The 18,784-nt window shown below is 61.8% G+C and carries 17 protein-coding genes and 1 pseudogene; 15 read left to right on the top strand and 3 right to left on the bottom strand.

Features of this window, described 5'->3' with window-relative positions:
- The 3 genes and pseudogenes from recF to dnaA all read right to left on the bottom strand — a co-directional run bounded on the left by recF (window position 1) and on the right by dnaA (window position 3,789).
- Window positions 1-1,103 (bottom strand): annotated as a pseudogene (recF, locus tag HMPREF2886_RS00370) (DNA replication/repair protein RecF).
- A 9-nt stretch (window positions 1,104-1,112) separates the two neighbouring features.
- Entirely contained in the window at window positions 1,113-2,216 is a 1,104-nt protein-coding gene (dnaN, locus tag HMPREF2886_RS00375; RefSeq protein WP_033968218.1) for a DNA polymerase III subunit beta, read from the bottom strand.
- A gap of 28 nt (window positions 2,217-2,244) precedes the next feature.
- Window positions 2,245-3,789, bottom strand: coding sequence for a chromosomal replication initiator protein DnaA (gene dnaA / locus HMPREF2886_RS00380; protein ID WP_003109151.1), 1,545 nt, complete (start codon window positions 3,787-3,789; stop codon window positions 2,245-2,247).
- A gap of 526 nt (window positions 3,790-4,315) precedes the next feature.
- Here dnaA and rpmH point away from each other — a divergent pair.
- The 15 genes from rpmH (at window position 4,316) to atpA (ending at window position 18,760) form a co-directional block, all read left to right on the top strand.
- Entirely contained in the window at window positions 4,316-4,450 is a 135-nt protein-coding gene (rpmH, locus tag HMPREF2886_RS00385) for a 50S ribosomal protein L34 (RefSeq protein ID WP_003100258.1), read from the top strand.
- Between the two features lie 14 nt (window positions 4,451-4,464).
- On the top strand, window positions 4,465-4,872 hold the full coding sequence (gene rnpA / locus HMPREF2886_RS00390) for a ribonuclease P protein component (RefSeq protein WP_033968219.1): 408 nt from the start codon (window positions 4,465-4,467) through the stop codon (window positions 4,870-4,872).
- A gap of 240 nt (window positions 4,873-5,112) precedes the next feature.
- On the top strand, window positions 5,113-6,849 hold the full coding sequence (gene yidC / locus HMPREF2886_RS00395) for a membrane protein insertase YidC (RefSeq protein WP_033978600.1): 1,737 nt from the start codon (window positions 5,113-5,115) through the stop codon (window positions 6,847-6,849).
- A 70-nt stretch (window positions 6,850-6,919) separates the two neighbouring features.
- Window positions 6,920-8,287 (top strand): tRNA uridine-5-carboxymethylaminomethyl(34) synthesis GTPase MnmE, encoded by a 1,368-nt coding sequence (mnmE, locus tag HMPREF2886_RS00400; RefSeq protein ID WP_070746586.1) that lies wholly within the window; start codon window positions 6,920-6,922, stop codon window positions 8,285-8,287.
- Window positions 8,288-8,338: 51 nt separating this feature from the next.
- Window positions 8,339-9,685, top strand: a complete 1,347-nt coding sequence (locus HMPREF2886_RS34680; protein ID WP_177344434.1) for a lysozyme inhibitor LprI family protein — start codon at window positions 8,339-8,341, stop codon at window positions 9,683-9,685.
- A gap of 473 nt (window positions 9,686-10,158) precedes the next feature.
- Window positions 10,159-12,051, top strand: a complete 1,893-nt coding sequence (mnmG, locus tag HMPREF2886_RS00410) for a tRNA uridine-5-carboxymethylaminomethyl(34) synthesis enzyme MnmG (RefSeq protein WP_003100244.1) — start codon at window positions 10,159-10,161, stop codon at window positions 12,049-12,051.
- Window positions 12,051-12,695, top strand: a complete 645-nt coding sequence (rsmG, locus tag HMPREF2886_RS00415) for a 16S rRNA (guanine(527)-N(7))-methyltransferase RsmG (RefSeq protein ID WP_033978602.1) — start codon at window positions 12,051-12,053, stop codon at window positions 12,693-12,695. Before mnmG ends, rsmG begins: the two co-directional genes overlap by 1 nt.
- Before the next feature lie 18 nt (window positions 12,696-12,713).
- A complete protein-coding gene (gene soj / locus HMPREF2886_RS00420; RefSeq protein ID WP_003097243.1) occupies window positions 12,714-13,502 on the top strand; it encodes a chromosome partitioning protein Soj in 789 nt (262 codons plus the stop codon).
- 9 nt (window positions 13,503-13,511) lie between these two features.
- Entirely contained in the window at window positions 13,512-14,384 is an 873-nt protein-coding gene (locus tag HMPREF2886_RS00425; RefSeq protein ID WP_003100240.1) for a ParB/RepB/Spo0J family partition protein, read from the top strand.
- A gap of 163 nt (window positions 14,385-14,547) precedes the next feature.
- Window positions 14,548-14,928 carry a F0F1 ATP synthase subunit I gene (locus HMPREF2886_RS00430; RefSeq protein WP_003097239.1) on the top strand — a complete coding sequence of 127 codons (381 nt, stop codon included), beginning with the start codon at window positions 14,548-14,550 and terminating at the stop codon, window positions 14,926-14,928.
- 16 nt (window positions 14,929-14,944) lie between these two features.
- A complete protein-coding gene (gene atpB / locus HMPREF2886_RS00435) occupies window positions 14,945-15,814 on the top strand; it encodes a F0F1 ATP synthase subunit A (RefSeq protein WP_003100237.1) in 870 nt (289 codons plus the stop codon).
- A gap of 49 nt (window positions 15,815-15,863) precedes the next feature.
- A complete protein-coding gene (atpE, locus tag HMPREF2886_RS00440) occupies window positions 15,864-16,121 on the top strand; it encodes a F0F1 ATP synthase subunit C (protein ID WP_003097235.1) in 258 nt (85 codons plus the stop codon).
- 57 nt (window positions 16,122-16,178) lie between these two features.
- The gene (locus HMPREF2886_RS00445) at window positions 16,179-16,649 is read left to right on the top strand and encodes a F0F1 ATP synthase subunit B (RefSeq protein WP_003100235.1); all 471 of its coding nucleotides are present in this window, start codon (window positions 16,179-16,181) and stop codon (window positions 16,647-16,649) included.
- Between the two features lie 11 nt (window positions 16,650-16,660).
- Window positions 16,661-17,197 (top strand): F0F1 ATP synthase subunit delta, encoded by a 537-nt coding sequence (locus tag HMPREF2886_RS00450; protein ID WP_003097135.1) that lies wholly within the window; start codon window positions 16,661-16,663, stop codon window positions 17,195-17,197.
- Window positions 17,198-17,215: 18 nt separating this feature from the next.
- The gene (gene atpA, locus HMPREF2886_RS00455) at window positions 17,216-18,760 is read left to right on the top strand and encodes a F0F1 ATP synthase subunit alpha (protein ID WP_003097134.1); all 1,545 of its coding nucleotides are present in this window, start codon (window positions 17,216-17,218) and stop codon (window positions 18,758-18,760) included.
- The last annotated feature ends 24 nt before the right edge of the window (window positions 18,761-18,784 follow it).

The raw sequence follows: 18,784 nt of genomic DNA on the forward strand, positions 1-18,784 counted from the left end.
TCACTCCCGATGGTCGTGGTCTGAGAGACTTTTCCATGTTCCACGTGGAACATGGATACCGGCGTATCCGTGCGCCAGCCGTCTTTCAATAGTTGCGGGTCCACGCAGGTGATGAATACCTGGCAACCCAAATCTTCAAGCAAGCGGCAAAGAGCCATTCGATGCTGCTCATCCAGTTCCGAGGGCAGGTCGTCCACCAGGTAGACGCACTGTCCGCGCTTGGCGCGATTGATCAGATGGCCTTGGGCGATGCGCAGGGCGCATACCACCAGCTTCTGCTGACCGCGCGAGAGAATCTCCGCAGCGTTATGACCTGCCAACCGTATGCGAAGATCCGCACGCTGCGGTCCCGCCTGGGTGTGGCCCATCTGCTGGTCGCGCAACAGGCTGGAAGCCAGGACCTCCAGGAGGTCCCGGTCCTTGTCCCAGCCTCGGTAGTAGCTAAGGGTCAGGTCATCCAGTGAAACCAATTCGGCGAGGGTTTCCTCGAATACCGGTTTCAACGCCTGGATATAGCTTCTGCGATAGGCATCGATCTCATCGCTGGCCAGGCTCAATTCCCGGTCCCAGGCCGCTTGCGACGCGGGGTCCAGTTTACCATGCCGGAGCCAGGAGTTCCGCTGGCGCAGCGCCTTCTGCAGGCGCTGCCAGACGGGTAGAAACCGAGGTTCCACGTGGAACACTCCCCAATCGAGGAACTGCCGTCGGATCTTCGGCGCTCCCTCGAGCAGCCGAAAGCTATCCGGGTTGATCAGTTGCAGTGGAAGAGTTTCCGCCAATTGAGCCGCACTTCGAGCGTTCTGCCCATCGATGCGGATGGTGAACTCGCCCTGGCGCTCACGGGAAATCCCCAGGTTGCTGGCGATGCCATTGGCCAACATCACCTGGCCGAATACGGTGCAGGCCGCTTCCTCATACTGGATCACCGGCTGTAAGCGCGCGCTGCGGAATGAACGTGCCAGGCCGAGCAGGTGAATGGCTTCGAGCACGCTGGTTTTGCCGCTGCCGTTGTCGCCGTAGAGGATGTTGATGCGGGGGGAGGGGGAGAGGGTCACCGGGTGCAGGTTGCGCACCGCGGTGACCGAAACGCGGGTCAGGGACATTCAGTGTGATTAGAGGCGCATCGGCATGACGACATAGGCAGAATCGTCATTGTCGGCCTCGTGGACCAGGGCGCTGCTGTTGGAATCGGAAAGGATGAAGCGGACCTGCTCGGTACCGATCACACCCAGCACGTCGAGCAGGTAGCTGACGTTGAAGCCGATCTCCAGGTTGCCGCCGTTGTACTCGACCTGCACTTCTTCCTCGGCCTCTTCCTGCTCCGGGTTGTTCGCCTGGATTTTCAGCAAACCGTTGGAAAGCTGCAGGCGAATGCCGCGGTACTTCTCGTTGGAGAGGATCGCGGTACGGCTGAAGGCTTCGCGCAGTTGCTGGCGGTCGCCGACCACCAGCTTGTCGCCACCGCGCGGCAGTACGCGCTCGTAGTCCGGGAACTTGCCGTCCACCAGCTTCGAAGTGAAGGTGAATTCGCCAGTGGTGGCACGGATATGGTGCTGGCCCAGGACGATGCCGACTTCGCCATCCTGATCGGTGAGCAGACGAGCCAGTTCGAGGATGCCTTTGCGCGGCACGATCACCTGATGGCGGTCCTGCGACGGGATCTGCGCATCCAGCGAGCACATGGCCAGTCGGTGGCCGTCGGTGGCGACGGAGCGCAGGGTGCCGCCGTTCACTTCAAGCAGCATGCCGTTGAGGTAGTAACGCACGTCCTGCTGGGCCATGGCGAAGCTGGTGCGGTCGATCAGGCGACGCAGCTTGCTCTGGGCGATGCTGAAGTTCAGCGAGCCGGGACCTTCCTCCACGGTGGGGAAATCGTTGGCCGGCAGGGTGGACAGGGTGAAGCGGCTACGCCCGGCCTTTACCAGGAGTTTCTGCTCTTCGACACGGATGTCGATCAGCACGTCGTTCGGCAGGCTCTTGCAGATGTCCATCAGCTTGCGCGCCGGTACGGTGATCTCGCCGGGTTCGGCGGCATCTTCCAGTACCACGCGACCAACCAGCTCGACCTCGAGGTCGGTGCCGGTCAGCGACAGTTGCTGGCCTTCGACCACCAGCAGGACGTTGGAGAGAACCGGCAATGTCTGGCGGCGTTCCACGACGCCGGCGACCAGTTGCAGCGGTTTCAACAGGGCTTCGCGTTGAATGGTGAAATGCATGGTCTAGTCCCTTGCCTCGTGGGCTGCGTCAGGTTGTCAGGGTACGCAGCAGGTTCTTGTAGTCCTCGCGGATATCCGCGTCGGATTCCCTAAGTTGAGCGATCTTACGACAGGCGTGCAACACCGTGGTGTGATCCCGACCGCCGAAGGCCACGCCGATCTCCGGCAGGCTGTGGTTGGTCAGCTCCTTGGAGAGCGCCATGGCCACCTGGCGCGGGCGCGCCACCGAGCGTGAACGCCGCTTGGACAACAGATCGGATATCTTGATCTTGTAGTACTCGGCGACGGTGCGCTGGATGTTGTCGATGCTGACCAGCTTGTCCTGAAGGGCCAACAGGTCCTTCAGCGACTCGCGAATCAGCTCGATGGTGATCGGCCGGCCCATGAAGTGCGAGTGGGCGATCACCCGCTTCAGCGCACCTTCCAGTTCGCGCACGTTGGAACGGATGCGCTGGGCGATGAAGAAGGCCGCATCGTGCGGCAGCTCGATCTTCGCCTGCTCGGCCTTCTTCATCAGGATCGCCACCCGGGTTTCCAGTTCCGGCGGCTCGACGGCCACCGTCAGGCCCCAGCCGAAGCGGGACTTCAGCCGCTCTTCCAGGCCTTCGATTTCCTTCGGATAGCGGTCGCTGGTGAGGATCACCTGCTGGCCGCCTTCGAGAAGGGCGTTGAAGGTGTGGAAGAACTCCTCCTGGGAGCGCTCCTTACGGGCGAAGAACTGGATGTCGTCGATCAACAGCGCGTCCACCGAGCGGTAGAAGCGCTTGAATTCGTTGATGGCGTTGAGCTGCAAGGCCTTCACCATGTCCGCGACGAAACGTTCCGAATGCAGGTAGACCACCTTGGCGTTCGGGTTCTTCTTCAGCAGGTGGTTGCCCACCGCATGCATCAGGTGGGTCTTGCCCAGACCGACACCACCGTAGAGGAACAGCGGGTTGTAGCCGTGCTTGAGGTTGTCCGCCACCTGCCAGGCGGCGGCGCGGGCCAACTGGTTGGACTTGCCCTCGACGAAGTTCTCGAAGGTGAAGGTACGGTTGAGATAGCTGGTGTGCTTCAGCGCGCCTTCGACCTGGACGTTGCGCTCGGTGCGTACCGCGGGTGCGGCTCCTGCCGGCATGGCGGCGGCCAGCGGATCGATGCTGGGTTCTTCCGGCTCGTAGGGGTCGCTCGACACGCTGGGAGCCGTCGTCACTGGCGGCAGCTCTTCACGTGGCACCACCACGGGCGCGGCCGATACCGGCTGCACTGGCGCCGGCGGCGGAGCAACCGGAGGCGGGGGAGCTACGTGGGTCTGCGATGGGACGATGGCGGCGCGCGGCGTGCGGCTACGCTTGCTGCCTATTAATAAGGAAAGCGCGGGCAACTGGCCCTCGCCGCGTTCACCGAGCAGTTCCAGAAGCCGACCGAGGTATTTCTCGTTCACCCAATCGAGGACGAAACGGTTGGGTGCATACACACGCAATTCGTCGCCTTCGGCTTCGACCTGCAAGGGACGGATCCAGGTGTTGAATTGTTGGGACGGCAGCTCATCGCGGAGAAGATCCACGCACTGCTGCCAAAGTTCCACGGACACGGATATCCCCCAAAGATTGGAAAGGCGGCACAACGAAAATAAGCGCCTATTGTAGCCGGACGGGCCGTACTTATCCACATGCCGATGCGCTGAGGCCCCAAGCAAATCAAGACCTTAATAAAAGCAGGCCGGCCGACGGACGGTCGTCCTGGACTTTGTGGATAACCCTTGCTTTGAAGGGGGTACATCCCTGCGCACAGCCGTGTGGAAAAAATCGCTGTGGATAACCATCTCGTTCATCCCCAGGCTTCGCTCAGGAAGGAAACAGCCTCGACACCGGTTCTCGACAACCTTTTGCCTGCCGGAGAAACAGGCAGTTGCTGGGCTTCGTCGAGTTATGCACAGAAGAGTGCCGTCCCAAGAGCATTAACCGTTTCTATCCTTTAAAAGAAAAATGACTTCCTTGTATCTATCTATTACGTCATCGCTGGTTGGAAATTGACCTGCCCGTTCGATTTCACTAGAATCGCCGGTCTCTTTAAACGGGGTCACTGCGACCTCAAGTCGTCAACCCAGGTACCGAATCATGAAACGTACTTTCCAACCCAGCACCCTCAAGCGCGCTCGCGTCCACGGTTTCCGCGCCCGTATGGCCACCAAGAACGGCCGTCAGGTTCTGTCGCGTCGTCGCGCCAAAGGCCGTAAGCGTCTGACCGTCTGATTTATCCGGTACGGGTGGTGAGTCGGGACTTCGACCGGGACAAGCGTCTACTGACAGCCCGGCAATTCAGCGCAGTCTTCGACTCTCCGACCGGCAAGGTCCCCGGCAAGCACGTCCTGCTGCTGGCGCGCGAGAACGGTCTCGATCACCCTCGCTTGGGTCTGGTGATCGGCAAGAAGAACGTCAAGCTCGCCGTCCAGCGCAATCGCCTCAAACGCCTGATCCGCGAATCGTTCCGCCATAACCAGGAAGCCCTGGCTGGCTGGGATATCGTGGTGATCGCGCGCAAAGGCCTGGGCGAATTGGAAAATCCGGAGCTGCACCAGCAGTTCGGCAAGCTCTGGAAACGCCTGTTGCGCAATCGACCTCGCACGGAAAACCCTGCTGACGCCCCTGGCGTGGCCGACGGTACTCATGCATAGGTCGATGCCCGCGCATCCCGATCCCTGTAGTGTCATCCCCCCTTCGATGACCTGGCACCGTCGTTCCCAGCCAAGTTGTACTTCCCTAGCGTACGAGGCTATCGCGCAGCATGGCCCGCGACGCAATGGTCGCCCGAGTGCGGTTTCCTCCACTCGGCTCCATCACTGGCAATCCCGTAGCCGCGATCTGCTACTGTCAGTTTCCTTCAAGCCCCGCTCTTTCTCGATGGCCGAGTAACCATGGACATTCAACGCTCGATTCTCATCGTCGCCCTTGCAGTCGTGTCCTACCTGCTGGTTCTCCAGTGGAACAAGGATTACGGTCAGCCTGAGCTGCCCGCCGCCAGCGCTTCGATGAACACCACGCAAGGCCTGCCGGACACTCCGTCCGTCTCGGGCACCAGCAGTGACGTTCCCACTGCCCAGAGCAGCGCGGCCGGCAGCGAAGCCGCCGACAAGCCGGTTGCGGTCAGCGACAAGCTGATCCAGGTGAAGACCGACGTCCTCGACCTGGCCATCGATCCCCGTGGCGGCGATATCGTCCAGCTTGGCCTGTTGCAGTATCCGCGTCGCCTGGACCGTCCGGACGTGCCGTTCCCGCTGTTCGACAACGGTCGCGAACGTACCTACCTGGCGCAGAGCGGCCTCACCGGTGCCGACGGCCCGGACGCCAGCAGCGCCGGACGCCCGCTGTTCCACAGTGCGCAGAGCAGCTACCAGTTGGCCGACGGCCAGAACGAACTGGTCGTGGACCTGAGCTTCAGCCACGACGGTGTCAACTACATCAAGCGCTTCACCTTCCACCGTGGCCTGAAAGCCGATTGCTCGGACAAGGAAAAGGCCCAGAAGAAGATCGAGTGCATCAATGAAAACGCCTATCAGGTCGGCGTCAGCTACCTGATCGACAACCAGAGCGGCAAGACCTGGAGCGGCAACCTGTTCGCCCAGCTCAAGCGCGACGGCAGCGCCGACCCGTCCTCGACCACTGCCACCGGGGTGTCCACCTACCTCGGCGCCGCGGTCTGGACCCCGGATTCGCCGTACAAGAAGATCTCCACCAAGGACATGGACAAGGAACAGTTCAAGGAGTCCGTGCAGGGTGGCTGGGTCGCCTGGCTGCAACACTACTTCGTGACCGCCTGGGTTCCGACCAAGGGCGAGCAGCACCAGGTCATGACCCGCAAGGACGGCCAGGGCAACTACATCGTCGGTTTCACCGGGCCGACCCTGAGCGTTCCGGCGGGTAGCAAGGTGGAAACCGACCTGACCCTGTATGCCGGCCCGAAACTTCAGAAGCACCTGAAGGAACTCTCCCCGGGCCTGGAACTGACCGTCGACTACGGTTTCCTCTGGTTCATCGCCCAACCGATCTTCTGGCTGCTGCAACATATCCACAGCCTGATCGGCAACTGGGGCTGGTCGATCATCGCCCTGACCATCCTGATCAAGCTGGCCTTCTTCCCGTTGTCCGCCGCCAGCTACCGTTCGATGGCGCGCATGCGCGCGGTGTCGCCGAAGATGCAGGCGATCAAGGAACAGCACGGCGACGATCGGCAGAAGATGTCCCAGGCGATGATGGAACTGTACAAGAAGGAGAAGATCAATCCGCTGGGCGGCTGCCTGCCGATCCTGGTCCAGATGCCGGTCTTCCTCTCCCTCTACTGGGTGCTCCTGGAAAGCGTGGAAATGCGCCAGGCGCCGTGGCTCGGCTGGATCACCGACCTGTCGGTGAAGGATCCGTTCTTCATCCTGCCGATCGTCATGGGCGGCACCATGCTGATCCAGCAGATGCTCAACCCGACCCCGCCGGACCCGATGCAGGCCAAGGTAATGAAGCTGATGCCGATCATCTTCACCTTCTTCTTCCTCTGGTTCCCAGCCGGTCTGGTGCTGTACTGGGTGGTCAACAACTGCCTGTCGATCGCGCAGCAGTGGTACATTACCCGCAAGATCGAGGCAGCCGCGAAGTCCGCCTGACGTCTATCGCGAAAACTGTCCACAACAAGACGCCCCCTCGAGGGGCGTCTTGCTATCCGGAGATATCCACATGCAAGCCGCCACCGAAACCATCGTCGCGATCGCTACCGCCCAGGGCCGCGGCGGCGTGGGAATCGTCCGCGTCTCCGGACCCCTCGCCGGACATATGGCCGTGGCCGTGAGCGGACGCCAGCTGAAAGCCCGGCATGCGCATTACGGCCCGTTCCTCGATGCCGGTGGGCAGGTGATCGACGAAGGCCTTTCACTGTATTTCCCCGGCCCGAACTCGTTCACCGGCGAAGACGTACTCGAATTGCAGGGGCACGGCGGCCCCGTGGTACTCGACCTGCTGGTGCAGCGGTGTCTGGAACTGGGCGCCCGCCAGGCGCGACCGGGCGAGTTCAGCGAGCGTGCGTTCCTCAACGACAAGCTCGACCTGGCCCAGGCCGAAGCCATCGCCGATCTGATCGAGGCCAGCTCGGAGCAGGCCGCGCGCAATGCATTGCGTTCCCTGCAGGGCGAATTCTCGCGCCGGGTACATGCATTGACCGAGCAACTGATTTCCCTGCGCATCTATGTCGAAGCCGCCATCGACTTCCCCGAAGAAGAAATCGACTTCCTCGCCGATGGCCACGTACTGGGGCTTCTGGAAAAAGTACGCACAGAGTTATCCACAGTGCAGCGCGAAGCTTCCCAGGGCGCCCTGCTGCGCGACGGCATGACCGTGGTCATCGCCGGACGACCGAATGCCGGCAAGTCCAGCCTGCTGAATGCCCTGGCCGGTCGCGAGGCGGCCATCGTCACGGACATAGCCGGCACCACCCGCGATGTACTGCGCGAACATATCCACATCGATGGCATGCCCCTGCATGTGGTGGACACCGCAGGCCTGCGGGATACCGAGGACCATGTGGAAAAGATCGGCGTGGAACGTGCGCTGAAAGCCATCGGCGAAGCCGATCGCGTGCTGCTGGTGGTGGATGCCACCGCCCCGGAAGCAGCGGATCCGTTTTCCCTATGGCCAGAGTTTCTCGACCAGCGACCGGAACCGGGCAAGGTCACCCTGATCCGCAACAAGGCGGATTTGTCCACAGAGTCCATTGGCCTCGAGGAAAGCGCGGACGGCCACGTCACCATCACCCTCTCGGCGCGCACCGGCGCCGGCCTGGAGCTGCTGCGCGAACACCTGAAGGCTTGCATGGGTTTCGAACAGACCGCGGAAAGCGGTTTCAGCGCCCGCCGGCGCCACTTGGAAGCGCTACGCCTGGCAGGGCAGGCGCTGGAGCATGGCCACAGCCAACTTATCCACAATGGCGCCGGCGAACTGCTGGCCGAGGATCTACGCCAGGCCCAGCAGCACCTGGGCGAAATCACCGGCGCATTCACCCCCGACGACCTGCTGGGCCGGATCTTCTCGAGTTTCTGCATCGGCAAATAATGAGGTTCGGCCCAAGCCGGGTTGTGGATAAACCAGAGCAAGGATCGCTCGATGAAACATCCGTTTTCCGTACTTTTCCTTTCTCTGTCCCTCTTGCCCCCGGTGCTCCACGGCGCAGGCATGGATTGCCGGCGCGCCGCTTCGGTCCCGGAAAAAGCCATCTGCACCGATGACGGTCTGCGTGGGTTGGATGCCCACCTGGGGAAGGTTTATGCACAAGCACTGCGCTACGATCCGGCATCCGCGAAGGCGCTGCGCGACAGCCAGCGGCAGTGGCTGCAGCGACGTAACGACTGCGGCGAAGAGCGCGCATGCCTGGAGCACTCCCAACGGCAACGCATCGACGCTTTGCTCGCTATCCAGACGCCGGCCGCGAAAGAAGCGGTTGCCGCAATGGGCGAGTTGCAACGAACCCTCGAAGTGGCGGCGCGGGAGAATCCGGAGTTTCCCCTGGAAAGGACTCTTGCGGCTTTTCCACAGCCTCCCGCGGCCACCGACTTCGCCAATCGCGACGAGGACGGAGGCGGAGCCCGCTTCCCCAGCCAGCGCCCCGACGGCGTCAGCACGGATGAGTGGAGCGCGCTGCTACACTCGGAGATCGAGACTGAAGGGGAGAACGGCAACGTCTCCTACCGTCTACTCGACCTCGATGGCGACGGCCTTAGGGATCTCGTCATCGACGCCTACAGCGGCGGTACTGGCCTGTACTCCCATGTAGGCGTACGCCGCCGCCAGGGCGGACATTTCGTCGGCAATCAGCCCTCCTGGGAAGAGGACAGCTACCTGTATTCGCTGAACGGCCGGGGAGCGAACCAGGATGCTTACTGGCTGACGATCCGCGGTCGGATCTACGTGCTCTACCGCGATAGCCGCTACGCTGTGGACAACCTCTATCTGCTCGACCCTCTCGAACGGCGTGTCCTGTTGCCTCGTCTGGCGCTGCGCTATCGCTACACGCTGGACGTCCCGCGCACGCAAGAGAACCCTGAAAGCGGTTTATCCACAAGCCTGGAAGAGACTCTGCGAAAGGAGCTGTTGCAGGCACTGGACTCCGTCGATACCGGCCAGGCTCACGACACGGGGCCCTCCAGCGAGCCGCTCTGTCCTATCCCGCCTTCGGCTCCCGAGGCGTCCCGCGGCGAGTACCATGGCTTCGGTCCCGGACACTACAGCATGGAGATCGTAGCCAACCTGGCGGTATGGCTCGGCGGCGAATGCCATGTCGGACAGATGATCGACTGGTTCGGCAGTTACGACCGCACTAGCGGGCTCAGTGCTCGGCTACTGCTGCGCAAACCCGCTGGCGAGGGCTCCGAGCGGGATTTCCAGGTATCCGCCAAGCGCCGCTTCGAGCGCCTGTCGTCGTCCATCGATACGCTGGAAAGCAGCAACGACTGAGCCTTTCCCACACCTTTCCATCTTCTTCTTCGTACCTGGCTGCGGTCTTGCCGCGGCCAGGATATGCCCGCCTGAAACCTGTGGAAAACCCCAGGGACAGGAGGGTAGATAAACCCACCGAAGCTCTGTGCATAAGTCCACATGTTGATAACGATCCATTCCATCCACAGCTAAAAATCGCTTATCAACAGGGCCCAGATAGGGTTTGGGACAGCTTTATCATTCGCTACAGGCTATGTATTTACTGGGCTTGACGTACTTATCAACAGAAAAGGCGCTGCCAAGTAATAAACACAAGTTCTAAAAAGATATAAACATTCCTTTCCTTTTATTTTTTGTAAGCCCGCCGAGCCGTTTTGCTCCCTCCATCTGAATTGGCTATTTTTTGTCCAGGAGTCTTCATTCAGGTTCGCTAAATCCTTATACTGTCCGGCTTTCCTGAATTCCTGCTTCTGAACAGGCCGAGGTGCGTGGTGGATTTCCCTACCCGTTTTGACGTAATCGTGATCGGCGGTGGCCATGCAGGCACCGAAGCCGCACTCGCGGCTGCGCGCATGGGTGTGAAAACCCTGCTGTTGACCCACAATGTGGAAACCCTGGGGCAGATGAGCTGCAACCCCGCCATCGGCGGCATCGGCAAGAGCCATCTGGTCAAGGAAATCGACGCTCTTGGCGGCGCCATGGCCGAAGCCACCGACAAGGGCGGTATCCAGTTCCGCATCCTTAACAGCCGCAAGGGGCCGGCAGTGCGCGCCACTCGTGCACAAGCCGATCGCGTGCTCTATAAGGCCGCTATCCGCCATACACTGGAAAACCAGCCGAACCTGTGGATATTCCAGCAGGCCTGCGACGACCTGATCGTCGAGCAGGATCAGGTCCGCGGCGTAGTGACCCAGATGGGACTGCGCTTCCATGCCGACAACGTGGTCCTGACTACCGGCACCTTCCTCGGCGGACTTATCCACATCGGCCTGGAGAACTACTCCGGCGGACGCGCCGGCGACCCGCCGTCCATCGCACTGGCGCGTCGTTTGCGTGAATTGCCGCTGCGGGTCGGCCGGCTGAAGACCGGCACGCCACCGCGGATCGACGGACGCAGCGTGGACTTCTCGGTGATGACCGAGCAGCCGGGCGACACGCCGATCCCGGTGATGTCCTTCCTCGGTTCGAAGGAACAGCATCCCGAGCAGGTCAGTTGCTGGATCACCCATACCAACGCACGGACCCACGAGATCATCGCCGCCAACCTCGATCGTTCACCGATGTATTCCGGTGTGATCGAAGGCATCGGCCCGCGCTACTGCCCGTCGATCGAAGACAAGATCCATCGCTTCGCCGACAAGGAAAGCCACCAGGTCTTCCTCGAGCCGGAAGGCCTGACGACCCACGAGCTGTATCCCAACGGTATTTCAACGTCCCTGCCGTTCGACGTGCAACTGCAGATCGTGCGTTCCATCCGTGGCATGGAAAACGCCCACATCGTGCGGCCGGGCTATGCGATCGAGTACGACTTCTTCGATCCCCGCGATCTCAGGTACAGCCTGGAGACCAAGGTCATCGGCGGCCTGTTCTTCGCCGGCCAGATCAACGGCACCACCGGCTACGAGGAAGCTGGCGCCCAGGGCCTGCTGGCCGGTGCCAATGCTGCATTGCGTTCGCAGGGCAAGGACAGCTGGTGCCCGCGTCGCGACGAGGCCTACATCGGCGTGCTGGTGGACGACCTGATCACGCTCGGCACCCAGGAGCCGTACCGCATGTTCACCTCGCGGGCGGAATACCGTCTGATACTTCGCGAGGACAACGCCGACCTGCGTCTCACCGAGAAGGGGCGCGAGCTGGGCCTTGTCGACGATCGGCGCTGGGCTGCCTTCGAAGCCAAGCGCGAAGGTATCGAGCGCGAGGAACAGCGGCTGAAGAGCACCTGGGTGCGGCCGAATACCCCGCAGGGCGACGCCATCGCCGAGCGCTTCGGTACGCCGCTGACCCATGAATACAACCTGCTCAACCTGCTGAGCCGCCCCGAGATCGATTATGCCGGCCTGGTGGAAATCACCGGCGATGCTGTGGATAACCCCCAGGTGGCCGAGCAGGTGGAGATCCGCACCAAGTACGCCGGCTACATAGACCGCCAGCAGGAGGAGATCGCCCGGCTGCGCGCCAGCGAAGACACCCGGCTGCCTGTGGATATCGATTACCTGGGAATTTCCGGCCTGTCGAAGGAAATCCAGAACAAGCTGAACCAGGCCCGTCCGGAAACCCTCGGACAGGCTTCGCGAATCCCCGGCGTCACGCCGGCTGCGATTTCGCTGTTGTTGATCCACCTGAAGAAGCGTGCCTCTGGCCGCCAACTGGAGCAGAGCGCTTGATGTCTGCGGTAACCCAACACCACGCCGACGAACTCGCGCGCGGTGCTGACGAGCTCGGCGTCACCCTTGACGCCGACAAGCAACGCCAGCTGCTGGCCTACCTGGCCCTGCTGATCAAATGGAACAAGGCCTACAACCTGACCGCCGTACGCGACCCGGACGAGATGGTTTCGCGCCACCTGCTCGACAGCCTGAGCATCGTGCCTTACGCCGAGGCTGGGGATAACTGGCTGGATGTCGGTAGCGGCGGCGGCATGCCCGGCGTGCCGCTGGCCATCCTGTTCCCGGAAAAGCGCCTGACCCTGCTCGACAGCAACGGCAAGAAGACCCGCTTCCTGACCCAGGTGAAGCTCGAGCTGAAGCTGGCCAACCTCGGAGTCGTGCACAGCCGGGTGGAAGCCTTCCGTCCCGAGAGCCCCTTCGATGGCATCGTTTCCCGCGCTTTCAGCAGCCTTGAGGACTTCGCCAACTGGACCCGCCACCTCGGTGGCCAGGAAACCCGCTGGCTGGCGATGAAGGGCGTGCATCCGAACGAAGAGCTGGCGGCACTCCCGGAGGATTTCCGGGTCGAAGCCGAGCACGCGCTGGCGGTACCCGGTTGCCAAGGTCAGCGGCATCTGCTGATACTGCGGCGCACAGCATGAGGGGGAACAGGGATAACCATGGCTAAGGTATTCGCGATCGCCAACCAGAAAGGCGGTGTCGGCAAGACCACGACCTGTATCAACCTCGCGGCCTCCCTCGTGGCGACCAAGCGCCGCGTCCTCCTGCTGGATCTCGACCCCCAGGGCAACGCCACCACCGGCAGCGGCATCGACAAGCACAACCTGGAGCACTCCATCTACGACGTGCTCACCGGCGAGTGCAACCTCGCCGAGGCCATGCAGTTCTCCGAACACGGCGGCTACCAGTTGCTGCCGGCCAACCGCGACCTGACCGCCGCGGAAGTGGTGCTGCTGGAAATGGACATGAAGGAAAATCGCCTGCGCAATGCGCTGGCGCCGATCCGCGAGAACTACGACTACATCCTCATCGACTGCCCGCCGTCGCTGTCGATGCTCACCGTCAACGCGCTGACCGCCGCCGACGGCGTGATCATCCCCATGCAGTGCGAGTACTACGCGCTGGAGGGACTGACCGACCTGATGAACAGCATCCAGCGCATCGGCCAGTTGCTCAACCCGACGCTGAAGATCGAGGGCCTGTTGCGGACCATGTACGATCCGCGCATCAGCCTGACCAACGATGTTTCCGCGCAGTTGCAGGAGCATTTCGGCGACACCCTCTACAGCACCGTCATCCCGCGTAACGTGCGCCTGGCCGAAGCCCCCAGCTTCGGCATGCCGGCGCTGGTTTACGACAAGCAATCCCGCGGCGCCATCGCCTACCTGGCGCTGGCCGGCGAGCTGGTCCGCCGCCAGCGCGCCAAAGGCCGCGCCGCAACCGCATAAGGAACCCGCATGGCAGCCAAGAAACGTGGACTGGGACGCGGGCTCGATGCCCTGCTGGGCGGCTCGAGTCCCGCCAAACTGCAGGAAGAAGCCGTACAGGCCGACCGCCGCGAGTTGCAGCAGATCCCCCTCGACCTGATGCAGCGCGGCAAGTACCAGCCGCGTCGCGACATGGACCCGCAGGCGCTGGAGGAACTGGCGCAGTCGATCAAGGCCCAGGGCGTGATGCAGCCCATCGTGGTGCGGCCGATCGCCAATGGCCGCTACGAGATCATCGCCGGCGAGCGGCGCTGGCGGGCCAGCCAGCAGGCCGGACTGGAGAAGATCCCGGCGCTGGTGCGCGACGTGCCAGACGAAGCGGCCATCGCCATGGCGCTGATCGAGAATATCCAGCGCGAGGACCTCAACCCGATCGAGGAAGCCGCCGCCCTGCAGCGCCTGCAGCAGGAGTTCCAACTGACCCAGCAGCAGGTCGCGGAAGCGGTCGGCAAGTCGCGCGCGACCATTACCAACCTGCTGCGCCTGATCGGCCTGCCGGAAGAGATCAAGACCTTGCTTTCCCATGGCGACCTGGAAATGGGCCATGCCCGTGCGCTCCTCGGTCTGCCGGCAGAACGGCAGGTGGAAGGGGCGCGACATGTTGTCGCACATGGGCTGACCGTACGTCAGACCGAAGCCCTGGTTCGGCAGTGGACACATGCCCCGGGCAAGCCTGCGGGACCGGTCAAGAGCGACCCGGACATCGCCCGCCTGGAACAGCGCCTGGCCGAGCGCCTGGGCGCTTCGGTGCAGATCCGGCATGGTCAGAAGGGCAAGGGACAGCTGGTCATCCGCTACAGCTCCCTGGATGAACTGCAGGGCGTTCTCGCCCACATCCGTTGACACACTTTGGGTTGTAGCGGGTAGTCGGAAATCACTACCAGCCAGTTGAACAGGGGGGACTCCCCCCCTATACTCTGCGCGCTATTTTGTGGGCACTTTTTATGCCAAGTCGTTGATTTGGCAGTGCCGACACCAGAAGACTGAGAGCGCGATGGAGTCCCGCATGCCAAGTCGCCTGCCGGCATTCAGATTGCTGCTCGTCCAACTGGTAGTAGTGCTTGTTGCTGCGATCTCCCTGTGGATTTCTTGGGGACCGGTAGCCGGATATTCCGGACTGCTGGGAGGGATGATCGCCTGGTTGCCGAATTGTTATTTCGCCTACAAGGCGTTCCGTTTCAGCGGAGCGCGGGCTGCCCGGGAAATCGTTCGCTCTTTCTATGCGGGCGAAGCCGGGAAACTGATTCTGACGGCGGTGCTCTTCGCACTGGCGTTCGCAGGCGTGAAGCCACTGATGGCGCCGGCTCTGTTCGGTGTCTATCTGCTGACCCTGATGGTCAGCTGGTGTGCACCCCTGCTGATGGGAAAAACATTTACAAGACCTTAGAGCGATTGAGGCAAACATGGCAGCAGAAACCGCTTCGGGTTACATCCAGCACCACTTGCAGAACCTGACCTTCGGGCGTCTGCCTAATGGTGATTGGGGGTTCGCCCACACCGCCGAGCAAGCCAAGGAAATGGGCTTCTGGGCATTCCACGTAGACACCCTGGGCTGGTCGGTACTGCTCGGCGTGGTGTTCCTGTTCATCTTCCGCCTGGCGGCCAAGAAGGCCACCAGCGGCCAGCCGGGTGGACTGCAGAACTTCGTCGAGGTGATGGTCGAGTTCGTCGACACCAGCGTCAAGGACACCTTCCACGGGCGCAACCCGTTGATTGCGCCCCTGGCCCTGACCGTGTTCGTCTGGATATTCCTGCTCAACCTGATCGACCTGGTACCGGTGGACTACCTGCCGATGCTGGCCGCGAAGATCACCGGCGACGAGCACCTGTTCTTCCGCGCGGTGGCCACCACCGACCCGAACGCCACCCTCGGCCTGTCGATCTCGGTGTTCGCCCTGATCGTCTTCTACAGCATCAAGGTCAAGGGCATCGGCGGCTTCCTCGGTGAACTGACCCTGCACCCCTTCAGCAGCAAGAACATCGTCGTTCAGATCCTGCTGATTCCGGTGAACTTCCTGCTCGAGTTCGTGACCCTTATCGCCAAGCCGGTTTCGCTGGCGCTGCGTCTGTTCGGCAACATGTATGCCGGCGAACTGATCTTCATTCTGATCGCCGTCATGTTCGGTAGCGGAATGTTCCTGCTGAGTGCCCTGGGCGTAGCCCTGAACTGGGCGTGGGCCGTGTTCCACATCCTGATCATCACCCTGCAGGCCTTCATCTTCATGATGCTGACCATCGTCTACCTGTCGATGGCGCACGAAGACAACCATTAATCGATTCGCTTCAACCTTTAACCAACACGACAAAAAGTCGGGAGGAAAAATGGAAACTGTAGTTGGACTGACTGCTATCGCCGTTGCTCTGCTGATTGGCCTGGGTGCCCTGGGTACCGCCATCGGTTTCGGTCTGCTGGGTGGCAAGTTCCTGGAAGGCGCAGCTCGTCAGCCTGAAATGGTTCCGATGCTGCAGGTGAAAATGTTCATCGTCGCCGGTCTGCTGGACGCCGTGACCATGATCGGTGTGGGTATCGCCCTGTTCTTCACCTTCGCGAATCCCTTCGTTGGTCAAATCGCCGGCTAATCACTCGAATCATTCGATTTGAGTGTTTGACGGACAACGAACGAGCGAGGTGTTGGCGTGAACATTAATGCAACCCTGATTGGCCAGTCCGTTGCGTTCTTCATCTTTGTGCTGTTCTGCATGAAGTTCGTGTGGCCTCCGGTCATCGCGGCTCTGCAAGAGCGTCAGAAGAAGATCGCTGACGGCCTGGACGCTGCCAACCGCGCGGCTCGTGATCTGGAGCTGGCTCACGAGAAAGCGGGCCAGCAACTGCGCGAAGCCAAGGCTCAGGCAGCCGAAATCGTCGAACAGGCGAAGAAACGCGCTAACCAGATCGTCGATGAAGCCCGCGACCAGGCCCGTACCGAAGGCGAACGCCTGAAGGCCCAGGCCCAAGCGGAAATCGAACAGGAACTGAACAGCGTCAAGGACGCCCTGCGTGCCCAAGTGGGTGCCCTGGCCGTCACCGGCGCTGAGAAAATCCTGGGTGCTTCGATCGACGCAAACGCGCACGAGCAGCTGGTTTCCAAACTGGCAGCCGAGATCTAAGCGAGGGCGCTATGGCAGAACTGACCACGTTGGCTCGTCCCTACGCAAAGGCGGCTTTCGAGTACGCCCAGGCTCATCAGCAACTGGCCGATTGGTCGGCTGCGCTGGGTGTGCTGGCCGCAGTGTCGCAGGACGACACCGTGCGCCAGCTGCTCAAAGAGCCTCAGCTGACCTCTTCGGCCAAGGCCCAGAGCCTGATCGATGTGTGCGGCGACAAGCTGAATGCACCAGCCCAGAACTTCGTCCGGACTGTGGCTGAGAACAAGCGGCTCGAACTGCTGCCGACCATCGCTGAGATGTACGAGCAGTTGAAGGCCGAGCAGGAAAAGTCGGTCGAGGTAGAAGTCACCAGTGCCTTCACCTTGAGCAAAGAACAGCAGGACAAACTCGCCAAGGCTCTCAGCGCCCGGCTCAGTCGCGAAGTGCGGCTACATGCGTCGGAAGACGCGAGCCTGATCGGCGGCGTGATCATTCGCGCCGGTGACTTGGTAATCGATGGCTCGGTGCGCGGCAAGCTCGCGAAACTGGCCGAAGCGTTGAAATCTTGAGTTTGAAGGGGCAGCGGCATGCAGCAACTCAATCCTTCCGAAATTAGTGAAATCATCAAGGGGCGCATCGAGAAACTCGACGTCGCCTCCCAAGCACGAAACGAAGGCACCATCGTCAGCGTGTCCGACGGTATCGTGCGCATCTACGGTCTGGCCGACGTCATGTACGGCGAGATGATCGAGTTCCCGGGCGGCGTCTACGGTATGGCGCTGAACCTGGAGCAGGATTCCGTGGGTGCCGTGGTCCTGGGTGAATACCAGGGCCTCGCCGAAGGCATGAACGCCAAGTGCACCGGCCGCATCCTGGAGGTTCCGGTCGGTCCGGAACTGCTGGGTCGCGTAGTCGACGCGCTGGGCAACCCGATCGACGGCAAGGGCCCGATCGACGCCAAGGCCACCGACGCGGTCGAGAAGGTCGCTCCGGGCGTGATCTGGCGTAAGTCGGTAGACCAGCCGGTACAGACCGGCTACAAGTCGGTCGATGCCATGATCCCGGTGGGCCGTGGCCAGCGCGAGCTGATCATCGGCGACCGCCAGATCGGCAAGACCGCCCTCGCGGTCGACGCCATCATCAACCAGAAAGACAGCGGCATTAAGTGCGTCTACGTGGCCATCGGCCAGAAGCAGTCCACTATCGCCAACGTCGTACGCAAGCTGGAAGAGAACGGCGCCCTGGCCAACACCATCGTGGTCGCCGCCAGCGCTTCCGAGTCCGCCGCCCTGCAATACCTGGCGCCGTACTCCGGTTGCACCATGGGCGAATACTTCCGCGATCGCGGTGAAGACGCCCTGATCGTCTACGATGACCTGTCCAAGCAGGCCGTGGCCTATCGCCAGATCTCCCTGCTGCTGCGCCGTCCGCCGGGCCGCGAAGCCTATCCGGGCGACGTGTTCTATCTCCACAGCCGTCTGCTGGAGCGCGCTTCCCGCGTTTCCGAAGAGTATGTCGAGAAGTTCACCAACGGCGCCGTGACCGGCAAGACCGGCTCGCTGACCGCTCTGCCGATCATCGAGACCCAGGCCGGCGACGTTTCCGCGTTCGTTCCGACCAACGTGATCTCGATCACCGACGGCCAGATCTTCCTGGAATCCGCCATGTTCAACTCGGGTATCCGTCCGGCCGTCAACGCCGGTATCTCGGTATCCCGTGTAGGTGGCGCGGCCCAGACCAAGATCATCAAGAAGCTGTCCGGCGGCATCCGTACCGCTCTGGCCCAGTACCGTGAACTGGCGGCCTTCGCCCAGTTCGCCTCGGACCTGGACGAAGCGACCCGCAAGCAGCTGGAGCATGGTCAGCGCGTTACCGAGCTGATGAAGCAGAAGCAGTACGCGCCGATGTCGATCGCCGAGATGTCGCTGTCCCTGTATGCCGCCGAGCGTGGCTTCCTGCAGGACGTCGAAATCGCCAAGGTCGGTAGCTTCGAGCAGGCGTTGATCTCCTACTTCCAGCGCGAGCATGCCGCTCTGCTGGCGAAGATCAACGAGAAAGGTGACTTCAACGACGAAATCGACGCAGGTATCAAGGCCGGCATCGAGAAGTTCAAGGCCACCCAAACCTGGTAAGCCGCAGCGGGAGCCGCAAGGCTC

It is taken from the genome of Pseudomonas sp. HMSC066A08, from assembly GCF_001813025.1.
Lineage (GTDB): Bacteria > Pseudomonadota > Gammaproteobacteria > Pseudomonadales > Pseudomonadaceae > Pseudomonas > Pseudomonas aeruginosa.